The sequence below is a fragment of the Actinoplanes sp. CA-142083 genome (assembly GCF_050942195.1).
Lineage (GTDB): Bacteria > Actinomycetota > Actinomycetes > Mycobacteriales > Micromonosporaceae > Actinoplanes.
On sequence record NZ_CP192076.1, the window covers coordinates 4,497,439 to 4,510,561 of the forward strand.

The 13,123-nt window shown below is 70.1% G+C and carries 11 protein-coding genes; 7 read left to right on the plus strand and 4 right to left on the minus strand.

What is annotated here, in order from left to right; genetic code table 11:
* Nucleotides 1-30 precede the first annotated feature (30 nt).
* The 3 genes from ACQPZX_RS20615 to ACQPZX_RS20625 all read left to right on the plus strand — a co-directional run bounded on the left by ACQPZX_RS20615 (nt 31) and on the right by ACQPZX_RS20625 (nt 4,482).
* On the plus strand, nt 31-2,187 hold the full coding sequence (locus ACQPZX_RS20615; protein WP_433383167.1) for an MMPL family transporter: 2,157 nt from the start codon (nt 31-33) through the stop codon (nt 2,185-2,187).
* Nucleotides 2,188-2,235: 48 nt separating this feature from the next.
* The gene (locus ACQPZX_RS20620; protein WP_433383169.1) at nt 2,236-3,738 is read left to right on the plus strand and encodes an eCIS core domain-containing protein; all 1,503 of its coding nucleotides are present in this window, start codon (nt 2,236-2,238) and stop codon (nt 3,736-3,738) included.
* Nucleotides 3,739-3,816: 78 nt separating this feature from the next.
* Nucleotides 3,817-4,482, plus strand: a complete 666-nt coding sequence (locus ACQPZX_RS20625; RefSeq protein ID WP_433383171.1) for an esterase/lipase family protein — start codon at nt 3,817-3,819, stop codon at nt 4,480-4,482.
* 897 nt (nt 4,483-5,379) lie between these two features.
* On the opposite strand, the gene ACQPZX_RS20630 is transcribed toward ACQPZX_RS20625, so the two are convergent.
* Both ACQPZX_RS20630 and ACQPZX_RS20635 read right to left on the minus strand, forming a co-directional pair.
* A complete protein-coding gene (locus tag ACQPZX_RS20630) occupies nt 5,380-7,428 on the minus strand; it encodes an ATP-binding protein (protein ID WP_433383173.1) in 2,049 nt (682 codons plus the stop codon).
* A 190-nt stretch (nt 7,429-7,618) separates the two neighbouring features.
* Entirely contained in the window at nt 7,619-8,182 is a 564-nt protein-coding gene (locus ACQPZX_RS20635; protein WP_433383175.1) for a dihydrofolate reductase family protein, read from the minus strand.
* Nucleotides 8,183-8,308: 126 nt separating this feature from the next.
* Between ACQPZX_RS20635 and ACQPZX_RS20640 the strand changes: the two genes are divergently transcribed.
* Nucleotides 8,309-9,493 (plus strand): alpha/beta hydrolase fold domain-containing protein, encoded by a 1,185-nt coding sequence (locus ACQPZX_RS20640; protein WP_433383177.1) that lies wholly within the window; start codon nt 8,309-8,311, stop codon nt 9,491-9,493.
* 152 nt (nt 9,494-9,645) lie between these two features.
* Complete coding sequence (locus ACQPZX_RS20645; RefSeq protein WP_433383179.1) at nt 9,646-10,560, plus strand: LysR substrate-binding domain-containing protein; 915 nt, start codon at nt 9,646-9,648, stop codon at nt 10,558-10,560.
* On the opposite strand, the gene ACQPZX_RS20650 is transcribed toward ACQPZX_RS20645, so the two are convergent.
* The gene (locus ACQPZX_RS20650) at nt 10,557-11,036 is read right to left on the minus strand and encodes a methyltransferase family protein (protein ID WP_433383181.1); all 480 of its coding nucleotides are present in this window, start codon (nt 11,034-11,036) and stop codon (nt 10,557-10,559) included. The two genes, ACQPZX_RS20645 and ACQPZX_RS20650, sit on opposite strands and share 4 nt — an antisense overlap.
* A 54-nt stretch (nt 11,037-11,090) precedes the next feature.
* Between ACQPZX_RS20650 and ACQPZX_RS20655 the strand changes: the two genes are divergently transcribed.
* Together ACQPZX_RS20655 and ACQPZX_RS20660 are read left to right on the plus strand one after the other, a co-directional pair.
* Nucleotides 11,091-11,735: a TetR/AcrR family transcriptional regulator gene (locus ACQPZX_RS20655; protein ID WP_433383183.1), complete on the plus strand. Its 645-nt coding sequence runs from the start codon at nt 11,091-11,093 to the stop codon at nt 11,733-11,735.
* A 40-nt stretch (nt 11,736-11,775) separates the two neighbouring features.
* A complete protein-coding gene (locus ACQPZX_RS20660) occupies nt 11,776-12,708 on the plus strand; it encodes a serine hydrolase domain-containing protein (RefSeq protein WP_433383185.1) in 933 nt (310 codons plus the stop codon).
* Here ACQPZX_RS20660 and ACQPZX_RS20665 read toward each other — a convergent pair.
* Complete coding sequence (locus tag ACQPZX_RS20665; RefSeq protein WP_433383187.1) at nt 12,664-13,107, minus strand: RpiB/LacA/LacB family sugar-phosphate isomerase; 444 nt, start codon at nt 13,105-13,107, stop codon at nt 12,664-12,666. The two genes, ACQPZX_RS20660 and ACQPZX_RS20665, sit on opposite strands and share 45 nt — an antisense overlap.
* Between the last annotated feature and the right edge of the window lie 16 nt (nt 13,108-13,123).

Below are 13,123 nucleotides of genomic sequence, written 5' to 3' on the forward strand. Positions count from 1 at the left end.
TCCGCGTATATCGGAGACCGAGGGGGATCGATGTTCGACAAATGGGGGAGGTTCGTCGTCCGGCGGGCCTGGTGGGTCATCGGCGGCTGGCTGGTCGGGGCGTTACTGATCATCGGCTTGCTGCCGAGCCTTGCCGACATCACCAGCGGCGACCAGGGCAGCTTCCTGCCCGACAAGTACGAGTCGGTGCAGGCCATCAAGCTGGCCACCAGCGCGTTCCCGCAGCAGTCCACCTCCACCGCCATCGTGGTGGTCAAGCGCACCGACGGCGCCCCGCTGACCGAGGCCGACCAGGCTCGCGTCGGCACTCTCGCCACCGCGATCGCCGGCGCGCACGTCGCCGGGATCGGACAGCCGCAGACCGGCCCGCAGGCGGTCGCGCCCAACAAGCTGGTCCAGCTGATCAGCGTGCCCATCACCGCCAACGCCACCGACCAGCAGGCCCAGATGGACGCGGTGACCGGCACCCGCGACGCCATCAAGGACGATCTGGCCGGCACGGCGCTGACCGCCGGGGTCACCGGTCAGGTCGCCCAGTTCGTCGACAACAACGACACCTTCAACACCGCGTTCGCCGTGGTGGGCACCGCCACCTTCGTACTCATCATCGTCTTGATCTTGATTATCTTCCGCAGCCCGATCGCGGCGCTGTTGCCGATCCTGGTGATCGGCGTGGTCCTGCAGGTCTCGTCCAACCTGATCGCGGCGGCCGGCGAGCTGTTCGACTTCAACGTGGATCAGAGCCTGCAGACGCTGCTGCTGATCGTGCTGTACGGCATCGGCACCGACTACATCCTCTTCCTGCTGTTCCGATATCGGGAACGGTTGCGCGCCGGCGCCGACAAGAAAGAGGCGATGGTGTACGCCGTCGCCCGGGTCGGCGAGGTCATCACGTCGGCCGCCGCGGTGGTCATCGTGGCCTTCCTGGCGCTGCTGCTGGCCAGCTTCGGCGGGTTCGGCTCGCTCGGGCCCGGCCTGGCCATCGGGGTGTTCGTCATGGCGATCACCGCTCTGACCCTGATCCCGGCCGTGGTCGGCCTGATCGGGCCGGCGACGTTCTGGCCGTCGAAGGCGTGGCGGCGCGAGCCCAAGGGCACGGTCTTCCTGCGGACGGGCGCGGCGCTCGGCCGCCGTCCCGCGGTCGCGGCCGTCTCCTCCGGACTGGTTCTGGTCGCGCTGGCCAGCGGTGTCCTGATGTTCAAGGCGGACTACGACTTCGCGGCCGGCTTCCCCAGCACCACCGAGTCGGCCAAGGCCGCCGCCGACCTCGAGCGCGGCTTCCCGCAGGGCGCGGTCGACCCGACCGAGGCATATCTGACCACTTCGGACGGCAGCCAGCTCACGGCCGCCCAGCTCGACCAGTTCGCCGCGGCCGCCGCGAAGGTGAACGGCGTCGGCGGCGTCCAGCCCGCGGTGAAGGCGCCCAGCGGCACCGTGGCCCGCTTCGATCTGCTGCTCAACGTGAACCCCGCCTCCAACGAGGCCATCACCCTGGTCCACGACCACCTGCGGGCCGACCTGCACGCCATCGCGCCACCGGGCACCCGCGTGGTCGTCGGCGGCACCACCGCGATCTTCGCCGACATCAACTCGGCCAACAACCGGGACCTGTCGGTGATCCTGCCGTTCGCGGCCCTGCTGATCGCGATCATCCTCGCGCTGCTGCTGCGCAGCATCGTGGCGCCGATCTACCTGGTCCTGGCGGTGCTGCTCAACTTCGCCGCTACGCTCGGCGCCGCGATCTACCTGTTCCAGGGGGTGGCGGGCAAGCCCGGGGTCACCTTCCAGCTGCCGATCGTGCTGTACCTGTTCGTTCTCGCGATCGGCACCGACTACAACATCCTGATGATCGCCCGGCTGCGCGAGGAGGCCCGGGCCGGCAACGAGCCCCGGGACGCCGCTGCTCTGGCCGTACGATATGCCGGTCCTTCCGTCGCCGCGGCCGGCCTGATCCTGGCCGGCACGTTCGCCGTGCTGGCCCTCGCCCCGGTGTCCTTCCTGCAGCAGATCGGGTTCTCGGTCGCCGCCGGCATCCTGCTGTCCGCGTTCGTGATGTCGATGTTCCTGGTGCCGTCGCTGACCGCCCTCATCGGACATGCTGCCTGGTGGCCGGGGCACGGCGACGTCGACCGCAGCAAACCCGAGACCGCGACGCCGCCTTCGGTGCCGGAGGTGTCGAGCATTTGACCGGCTCACTCTTGCGCCGCGGTTGCCGTGGTGTCCGATGATGGGCGGGTGAGGAAGCGGGCCGAGGGGCGGGACCGTGACCTGCCGGAGGCGACAGAGGCGTCGGTCGGCCAGACGGCCGTGCCGCTGTCCAACCAGATGCTGCTGCGTGCGATGACGCAGCCCGGCGACGCGCTCGAGCGCGACGCCGAGGCGGGTGGGCCGGTTCGGGAGACGGATCGCGGTGGCGGGTTGCTGCCGCGGTCCGTCGTCGAGAGCCTCGCCGGCGCGGGCCGGCCCCTCGACGGCGCGACCATGGCGTCCATGCAGCAGCGGTTCGGGCGCGACTTCTCCCAGGTCCGGGTGCACACCGACGGCGCCGCGGCCCGCTCGGCCGAGCAGGTCGGCGCGGCCGCGTACACGGTCGGGTCGGACATCGTGCTCGGCGCCGGGCGGTATGCGCCGGGAACGGCCGGCGGCGACCGGCTGCTCGGCCACGAGCTGGCCCACGTGGTGCAGGGCGGGTCCACGCTCAAGCGCTTCCACCTGCCGCACGGCACGCACCAGGGCGCCAAGTACGACGAGACCTCCAAGATCGCCGGCACCTACGCGGCCATGCTGAGCACCATCCAGTCGATCATCGCGGCGTCGGTCTCCTACGGCACCACGGTCAACATGGACAAGTTCGTCGAGAACTGCGGCGGCACCTCGGCCGGTCGGAAGATCTCCAAGACGCTGGGCTCGGACATGCCGACGGTCAAGTCCATGCTGCTGCCGCGCTACTTGCTGACCAGCCGCGCCGGCCTGCTCGACATGCGGCACTTCTTCCAGCTGCTCTACATCTCGCACTTCGTCTCGTCCGTGTCGCCCGGCACCAACGGCAACCGGTCGGCCACCCGCCAGGGCCGCGAGCACGAGCTGGAGGCCGAGTCGGAATCGCGCTTCGGGGCCGAGGACGCCACCTCCAACGCCATCGGGGCGTACACCGGCAGCCGCCTGGCCGGCCTGCCGCAGTCCGACGACCTGCTCGACACCATCAAGGACATGCTGGACCGCTGCGACCCGGTCGACTTCACCGCGCTCAGCGGGACCAGCCAGTCGGCGATCCTGCACTTCTACGGCGACCTGGTCAGCGACCCGAAGCCGAAGAGCCCCGGCGACATGATCCCCGCCAACCAGAACGAATCCGCGGTCCCGCCGCTGCTGACCATCCCGGAGTTCGCCGGCAAGGAGCGCTCGTTCCCGTTCGTCATCGACCCCGACGACCCGAAGACCATCACCGACACCGACTTCCTCAAGGGCGCGCTGAGCGTCGACGACGATGACGACGTCCGCGAGTACACGTACACCCAGCGCCCTGAGGTGATCAAGCTGCTGACGCCGCAGGAGAAGGTGCGGATGGCCGAGCTGGCCTTCGAGGGCTGGGTGGCGGACGGCGACATCGACGCCATCGAGGTGCTCTACAAGAACTCGACCCTGGCCGAGAAGGCGCTGATCAGGAAGGCGATCGACCCGAGCGACCTCACCAGCGGCGACCAGGAGGCCCGCCTCGAGGCGATCTTCGCGCGCTAGACCGCCGGTGATTTCGCCGATGCGTAGCCGATATTAGTGCACAGAAGATGCAGAAACCCCGAACGTCTTGGAGGTTTCATGCGTCGCCTCATCGTCCTGTTCACCATCGTGCTGTCCGCGCTCGCGCTCAGCCCGGCCCCGCCCGCGGCCGCCGCCCCCGGCACGCCGGTGGTCTTCGTGCACGGCTACACCGGCAGCGCCTCGAACTGGACCACCGCGATGTCGGTGTTCCGCGCCGGCGGCTACCCGGGCAGCCAGCTGTTCGCCTACGAATACAACTCGTACGGGAACAACATCACCAACGCTCAAGGCCTGGCCAGCTACGTCAGCCAGGTCCGGGCCCGCACCGGCGCCGCCCAGGTCGACATCGTCAACCACTCGATGGGTGGCCTGGTCAGCCTCTGGTACCTCAAGCAGCTGGGCGGCGCCCAGTACGTCCGGCACCTGGCTTCCATTGCCGGCGCCAACCACGGCACCACGTACGCGGGGGCCTGCCTGATCTACGTCACCTGCCAGCAGATGTATCCCGGCTCGTCGTTCATCAACACGCTGAGCGCGGGCGACGAGACGCCGGGCAGCACCCGTTACGGCACGTGGTACTCGCCCTGTGACGGCATCATCATCCCGTACACGAGCACCGTGCTGAGCGGCGCCACCAACAACTACGTCGCCTGTCAGACCCACATCGGGTACCTGACCGACACCGGCACGCTCACGCAGATCAGATCCTTCCTGGCCGGCTAGCGCGTCGGCCGCGCGTCCCGGAGGGCGCGCGGCCGTGTCAGGGGGCCGCTTGCGTTGTGCGGCTTGAACTCGTGCCCACATCCGGCGGACCGGGCGGCGCGCACGCGGAACGGTCCAGCCCGCGTCGAGCGCCTCGGCCACGGCCCGCCTCGGCCGTCAACGCCCATCGCGCCGGCCAACCGCTGTACCGCCGGGACGTCGTGCGCCATCGGGCCAGCCGCGCCGCCCGCGGGAGCAGCTCGGGATCGGCCCTACCGGTCGCCTCCACGTGGCCACCCGCAGCGCGTCCACGTTGCCACCCGGCCGACGGCCCACCAGCTCCGCTTGCTCGACCGGCAGCGCCTTGCGCGCAGCTGGGACAGCCCCGCGCGCCTCCGCCGTCGCCTCCGCCGAAAGTGTCGTACAGGTGTTCGATAATCGGTGCTGTGATGGTGGACCTGAAGCACCTCGGTGAGGACGCGGCGAAGCTGGCCGGGGCTGCGGTGTGGTCGCTGTCCGATGGCGAGGTCGTCGAGATGCTGCGGGTGGCGCATCGGTTGGAGCAGGCGGCGGTGGTGGTGCAGGCGCGGCTGGTGCAGCAGGCTGTTGCCCGGGGTTTGCCGGGCGGGCAGGGGTTTCGGTCGACGGCGGGGTGGCTGCGGGCGCTGCTGGTGTTGGATCCGCAGCCGGCGCGGGAGCTCGCCAGTCGGTCCAAGCGTCGGCGCTGGGGCCGGGTGGTGCGGCGCGTCGCGCTCGAGAAGCGTCACCCGGTGCCCGGCGCGGGCGGGCAGGACCACAGTCGGCAGGCCGGTGAGTCCGGAGCCGACGACGACGGGATAGAGGAGCTGCCGATGGGTGAGGTCATCCATGGTCGGGAGGATCCGCGGACCGGTGCTCGGCTACCAGGTCACTCGGTGCTCATTTCTCATCCACCGGCTCGAACGCCAGTTGACCGACCTCGACCGCCCACAGGACCTCGGTCAGCCGCTGGTGAGCGCGGGCGAGGTGCCGACGGTAGGTGCTGAACGGCAGGCCCAGGACCTCGGCCGCAGCCTCCTGGGAGGTGGAGCCGTGAAGGTACGTCCGTGCCAGCACTCGCCGGTGCTCGGCCCCACCCGGTTCGCGGTCCAGCGCGGCGATCGCCTGGCGCAGCGTCGCCTCCAGCGCCTGGGCAGGGACCGGTTGGGTGGGGTCGGCCAGCGCGCTCGCGAGCAGCGGCGAGCTCGCCAGCCGGTCGGGGTGGCCGAGGTCGGACAGCGCCGCACGGACCGCTCGGGTGAACTCCTCGAGCGAAAGGGGAGCCGGTCGAACCAGCTCGGCCGGCGGTGGGCCGGTCTCGCCCGTCAGCTCGCGGCGGGCCATCAGCTCGGACAGCAACCGGAACGGGAAGCGCCGGCGGTCCCAGCCGTAGCCGACCTGCCGGCCCGGGCCTGCCGGGAGCGCGAACATCCGGCGTAGGCCGAGGTACTCGAAGTAGGGGCCGTACTGCTCGTCCTCGAGGGTGATGATGAAACTCCAGGCGGCCGGCTCTCGCGCCCATTCCAGGAGGCACGCGACGCCGTTGACCAGCAGCAATGCCGGGTCGCCCTGGTAGCGGCCGGACGCGCCGCCGAACCGGCTGACGTTGATCCGCTCTCCGGGACGCAGCGGACCGTGTTCCGCGACGGCCGCCAGCACGGCTCGGGCGCCCGGGTCGTCGGTGTCGAGCGGGCCGCCGGTCGGCAGGTAGACCTGCATCGTGAACGCCTCGACGCCGCTGTCGCTGCGGACGCAGTAGATGCCGCGCGGCTGCTCCTCGGCGTAGCGCCGCGCAAGCTCGGCCACGTCGACCCCCTCGGCGTGCCGGATGAGCTCGATGATGGCGGCGATGTCGACTGGTTCCGCACGGGCGATCGAGAGCTGTCCCCTGTCGCGCAGCGCCGCCGACTGATCGGCAAGAGGACCGGCGCGATGGGTCAGGAGGATCTCGGCAGCCGCTCGATCGGGCCGAGGGTTGGTTGGGTCGAAGAGCCGCTCGAGGAAGTAGTTGCGGATCGCCACGTGGAGCGTCGAGTAGGCGTCGGGCGAGCGCTGCGCGAACTCGGCCTCGAACGCCTCCCGGACGACGTCGTGGAGGAAGAGCCCGACCTCGCCTCGCCGGACGTACGGACGCGACTCCAGCCACGCCCAGACCTCAGCCGCTCGGACCCCGACGATCCGGGCCAACAGGTCCTGGGTCATCCGGGTGGCGTGCGCGCACGTGGCCAGCCCGGTGCGGTGCGCCTCTTCGGGGACGTCGTCGACGACCCGGGCGCAGAGCGCGGCGGCGACGGCCGGGGCATCGGCCAGCTGCGCGATGGCGGGAGCGTCGATGCTGGCCTCGGCCAGCATGGCGAGCGCGAGCGGGTGTCCCCGGCCGACGCGGACCAGGTTGGGGCCGGCCTCCGGCGCCACCCCGCACCGCTCGAGCAGCACGCGGCTCTCGTCCTCGTCGAGCACCGACAGCTCGTGCACACGGATCAGCTCCCGCCAGCCTGCGTCGTGTCGCCACTCGGATGCGGGGACCGACCGGCCGGCGAGCACGGTCACGGACCGGCCCGGACGGGACGGGACGAACTCGTCGCGGAACCAGGTGTCGAGGAGGTGGGCCAGCAGCTCGTAGCCGTCCACCAGCAGCAGATCGACGCCACCCGCTTTGCTCGTCCGTGAGGCGCGCTCCTCGACAGCCGACATCAGGGCGGCAGCCGTCGGCTCGATCTCCCGGGCGTCGACGTAAACAGCCGCGAGGCCGCGTCGAGTCGCCGCGCGGGCGCACGCGTCCAGCAGCGTCGACTTGCCGATCCCACCCTGCCCGTGCACCAGATGAACGCGCACCGGCGAGGTGCCGTCGAGCGAGGCGATGACGGCATCGAGTTCGATGCGGCGGCCGACGAAACCTCGGTCGCGGGCGCGAGCGAGGGTCTCGCCCACCGAGATTCCGGGCTCCATCCCGTGAGGGTAGACCCCCGGAGTCGACCGCTTCGACCGGAAAAATGGGCCCCTCACAGTCAGGTTGCTTGCTCGATCGTCAGTGACCAGGACGAGCCGTCGGGAAGGTCAACGAACACGTCAACATTTGCCACCGTCGCGTGGGAATCATCCTCTCGGCCGAGCAGGAATCGTGCGACAAAACGGCCATCTATGCGCCCGTCACGACGCCGTGATCAGCTCGGCGGTAGTTGAGCAGTAGGCAGCCGCCCGAACGGTCGGCGTTGACGAGTTCGAAGCGCTGTAGGTCACCGGTGTCATCGAAGAGCCGGTGTCCACGGCCCGCGAGGCTGGGTGAGACGACGAAGCGGAGCTCGTCAACGAGGTGCTCGCGCAGCAAGGATCGGGCCAAAGTCAGGCTGCCGTGGATGCCGATGTCCCCTCCAGCCTGGCGTTTCAGGTCGGCGACATAGGGCGCCGCGGGACCGGTGACGTGGGTGGTCGCCGACCATGTCTCTTGCGGAGCGATCGACGAGAACAGGACCTTCGGGGTGTTGTTGATGAAGTCGGCGAACGGCTGCATCGTGGAAGACGGCCAATGCGGGACCCATTTCTCGTACGTTCGCCGGCCCAGCAGTACCGCGTCCTGGCTTGCAATCACTTGGGCAAGATTGTCCATAAGCCGGTCGTCGGCGTCGACGAACCACTCGCCCTCCCCGGGTTCTTCCGCCACGCCGTCGAGGGAGATCAGCTCGTACAGCACCACGTTGCGCATCACGTTATTCCTTTCCGATCGTCTGGAAGACCCGTTCAGCGTCGCTGGAGAACGGAGTCGGAGGGAAAGGCCCATCCGGCATGGCCTCGATGCACCGGGCGCATGACCGATGCGAAAATCGGGATCATGGCCGACATCGCACCGTTGGCGCCCGACTTGATCGAGCTGCGGCACCTGGTCTCCTTCGTTGCCGTCGCGGAGGAGCTCAACTTCAGTCGGGCTGCGCAACGACTGTTCCTGTCCCAGCCCGCGCTGAGCCGCCAGATCCGGAGCCTGGAGCGGATCATCGGATGCGAGCTGTTTCGGCGCTCGACCCAGCGGGTCGCGCTCACCCTGGCCGGGGAGGCCCTGCTGGCCCGGGCCCGTACGCTCTTGTCCGACGCAGACGAGATGATCACGGCGACCCGGGCGGTCGGAGGCGAGCTGACTGCTCGCATGACGAGCTTCTGGCAGCCGTGGGTCGACGCCGCCGTCAACGTGGGTGGCCTCGACCGCATCCGGGCAACCACCGAAGAGTTGCACGGCCGATTTGCGCCACCGCCCGAGGTCGCGGTAACCCCGACCGTCGCCGGCGGCGTACCGGCACTCCGCCTGACCCCGCCGCAGGCGTCCGACACCACTATCCTCTTCCTGCACGGCGGCGGCCACGTAGCCGGCTCCGCGTTCGGCTATCGCCACCTCGCGGGCGCGGTCGCCGCCGCGGCTGGTATGCAGACCCTGGTCATCGACTACCGGCTGGCGCCCGAACATCCCTACCCGAGCGCCCTGCAGGACGCCCTCAACGCGTACGGCTGGCTCATCGACAGCGGCTTGGATAGCGACCGCATCGCCTTTGTTGCGGACTCCTCCGCCGGCGGATTGGCCATGTCGACCCTGCTTGCGCTGCGCGATCGAGGCGCCGCGCTGCCAGCGGCTGTCGCCCTGTTGTGCCCCTGGGTGGATTTGACCGGTCGGACGCACCGGCCGCCCCAGGATTCACCAATCGTCTTCTTGCCGGAGACGGCCAAGGTGCTGGCCGAGGCATACCTGGACGGTCACCCGGTCGACGATCCGCTGGTGGATCCGCTGCACGCCGACCTCGTCGGCCTGCCGCCGTTACTCATCCAGGCCGCCTCGGGTGACTCGGTGTTTCAGGAGGCCATACTGCTCGCGAAACGTGCAGACAGCTTCGCCGTACCCGTCTCGATCTCGGTCTCTCCCGTGGCCACGCACGACTTCCACGTCTTCTGGACCTTCCTGCCCGAGGCTGCGACCGCGATCGACCAGGTCGGCTCCTTCCTCCGCGAGACCACGGAGAAGTCCACCCGCTGACTGACCGACCGGCTCGCGGCCACCAGTGAGGCGACGCAGGTTCTGGGCGTCGGTTCGGCGTTGGAAGAACGTCTGGGCTTGCTGGACCTGGTCGATGATGGTGGCTGGTGCGGTGTGGTGGACGTGCCTGCAAGGCTGCCGGCCGGGCGCGGGTGTTCGACACCGGTCAATGTCGTAGGACTGATCCGGTCGACGCGCACCACGTGGCGGTCGCCGCGTTGCGCAGCAAGGGCTTGCGGCAGGTCGTCGTGGACGACGAGACGGTGGCGTTGCGCTTGCTGGTCGACGGCCGTGACGGTCTGGGCCGCGATCACACCGACCTGCTGACACTCGCCGAGGAGTTGCATTTCGGGCGTACGGCGCAGCGGCTGCACGTGTCGCAAGCGCGGGTCAGCCAGGCGATCAAGGCGCAGGAGCGGCGCACCAGCCGGGCGGTGACGCTCACCCCGGTCGGCTTGCGGCTGCGCGACGACCTGCGGACCGGTTACGACGCGATCCAGCAGGGCATCGCCACCGCGTCGGCGTCGGCGCGTGGCACGACGGGCACGGTGCGGCTCGGTGTCACGGGGGCCGTCGGTCACGAGATCCGGGATGTGATCGATCGGTTCACCGGCCGCCATCCCGGCTGCGAGGTGGTGCTGCGCGAGATTCATCTGGGCGATCCCTTCGGACCTCTGCGCGCCCGCGACGTGGATCTCGTGGTGGTGTGGCGGCCGGTCCGCGAGGCCGACCTGACCGAGGGTCAGGTCGTGCTCGTCGAGGGCTGCTGCTGGCCGTGGGGGAGGGCACGAACTCGCGGACCGGGAGTCGGTGTCGCTGGAGGATCTGGGCGGCCGCGTCGTCGTCGACCCCGGGCCGCGCGTGCCGGGCTACTGGATCGAGTCGGTGCTGCCCGCCCAGGCGCCCAGCGGAGTGCCCGTCCCGCGCGGTCCCGGCGTCTCGACATTCCACGAGCTGCTCCACGAGGTGGCGGTCGGTCACGCCATCTCCGCGATGACCGAGCATTACGTGCCCGCCTGAGAGTCAGCCAAGCTGTGCCGGCCCAAGCTGTGCACGATTGTCGCTAGATCCAGCGCCGTACGCGGGACTGGTAGTCGGTGTAGGCCCGGCCGAATCGCTGGGTGAGGTACCGCTCCTCGGGGCGGATCACCAGCTGGCGTACGGCGACGATCACGAACGGTCCGAGCACCAGCGGCCACCACGAACCGAACAGGAGCGACAGCCCTAGGTAGGCGACGGCCAGGCCGGTGTACATCGGGTTGCGGGACAACCGGTACGCGCCGCCGGTGACCAGGGTGGCGACCGGGTGGTGGGGCACGATCGTGGTGCGGTGCCGGATCACGGCGGCGACACCGGCGGCGGTCAGCGCCAGCCCGAGCGCGGCGAGCACGACTCCGGCGATCGCGATCGCGGGGCGGCCGCCGATCGGGAGCGCGACCGCGCTGTCGATCGCGAGGCCGCCGGCCAGGCCGGCGACGTAGTACAGCGGTGGCGGAATGAAGATCACCCGGGCGCCTTGCCGGGCAGGCGCGGTGGCGGACATCGCGGCTCCTTCGGTAGAGTTGGACTCTAACCAATAGAGCACTACACTCGCGCCGTGGCTGTCAAGAGGCGGTACGAGTCGGTCCATCGACAGGAGCAGGCTCGGCAGACGCGCCAGGCGATCCTGCGGGCCGCCGAGGCGCTGTTCGTCGACCCCGGCTACGCCGCTACACCGCTCACCGCCATCGCGGCCCGGGCGGGGGTCGCGATCCAGACGGTGTACAAAACCTTCGGCAGCAAGCAGGCGCTGCTCTCCGAGCTGGTCGACGTCACCGTGGCCGGCGACGACGAGCCGGTGGCTCTGCCCGACCGCCAGTTCGTCGCGGAGATCCGCGCGCTGACCGGCGCCCGCGCGAGACTCGCCCGCTACGCCCAGCACCTCACCGAGACCCACGCCCGGCAGGCCCAGGTCATGCTCGCCCTCGCCGCTGCGGCGACCGCCGATTCCGAGGCGGCGGCGATCTGGCGCAAGAACCTGGAGGACCGCCGCAACGGCATGGCCATGTTCGCCGCCGACCTGGCCACGACCGGCGAGCTCCGGCCGGAACACACCGTCGACACCGCGGCCGACGTGCTGTGGCTGGCCATGGACGTGCGCAACTACGACTGGCTCGTGCGCCAGCGGGGGTGGCCGCCCGTGCGCTTCCAACGCTGGTACGTCGACACCGTCGCCGCGGCCCTGCTCGTCGCCTCGCCTTAATCGATGTACATCCCGCTGAGTGCGCCCCGATACTGAGCCGATGATCGACAGCGACCGGATCGCCGCTCTGATCGGGCAGGCCGGCTACGGCGGCCGGGATCCGATCGTGGTCGGCGTACGGCAGGGCAGCACGCCGCCAGTCTTCGTGGGCAATGGGATGACCGCTACCACTGTCGCCTACACCGCTTCGATCTCCAAGCAGATCACGGCCGCCTGCGCGGCGTTGCTGGTCCGGCAGGGGCGGCTGGACACCGAGTCGACGCTGGCGACGTGGATGCCCGAGCTTCCGGCGTGGGCGGGCGCCATCAGGGTGCGCCACCTGATCCACCACACGAGCGGCCTCCCCAACGTCGTCACCTACGACGACCTCAAACGGGAGAAACGGGACCGCACCAGCGACGCCGTGATCCGCGCGCTGGCCGGAGTCGACCGACCGGCCGCCGAGCCGGGGACCGAATTCCGCTACTGCAACGCCGGCTACGTCTGCCTCGCCGTCATCGTCGAACGCGCCGCTGGCCGCCCGTTGCCCGGCTTCGCCCGGGAGCGCTTTTTCCAGCCACTCGGCATGGCCGCCACCCAATACTGGTCCGGCCCGGCGCCGCACCCGCCCGGCGCCGCGCCGACCGAAGTAGGGTCCCCGGCGGCGTTGTCCCTCGGCGACGGCGGAGTCTGGTCGACCGCCGCGGACCTGATGCGCTGGAACGAGGCGATCGGAGGCGACGAGCTCCTGCACACGCCGGGTCACTTGGACGACGGCACCGCGCTCGACTACGCGTGGGGTGTCGGCATTCGGTCATACGCGGGCCACGTGGTCCACCGGCACGGCGGCCTGTGGGCCGGGCTGAGCGCGCAGTTGGTCCGCTTCGTCGACCCGCATGCCAGCTTCGTCATCATCGCGCTGGACCACGATGAAGACCGCACCTCCGGCCTAGCCGATGCGATCATCAAGGACGTCGTCGGGGAGCTCGATTAGAGCGATATTCGCCGCCTCCTCCGGGTCCGGCTCCGGGGTGTCCAGGAAAGCGCGCAACACCTCCACCGCCACATCCGGAGCGAGCCGTTTGAGGCTCATCGCCAGCACGTTGGCGTCGTTCCACAGCCGGGCGCCCCGCGCGATCCACGGGTCCCAGGCGAGCGCCGCCCGCACCCCGGGCACCTTGTTGGCCGCGATCGCCGTCCCGGTGCCGGTCCAGCACATCACCACGCCGTAGTCGGCCCGGCCGTCGACGACCGCCCGCCCGACGAAGCGGCCGAGATCGGGCCAGCCCGGCGACCCGTCCGGCCGGATGACCTCGTACCCGTCGTCGGTCAATGCCTTGAGGACCGCCCGGGTCGTCTCGTTCTCGTCGTCGCTAGCGAAAGCCACCCGCATAGCCGCAGCCTATGCC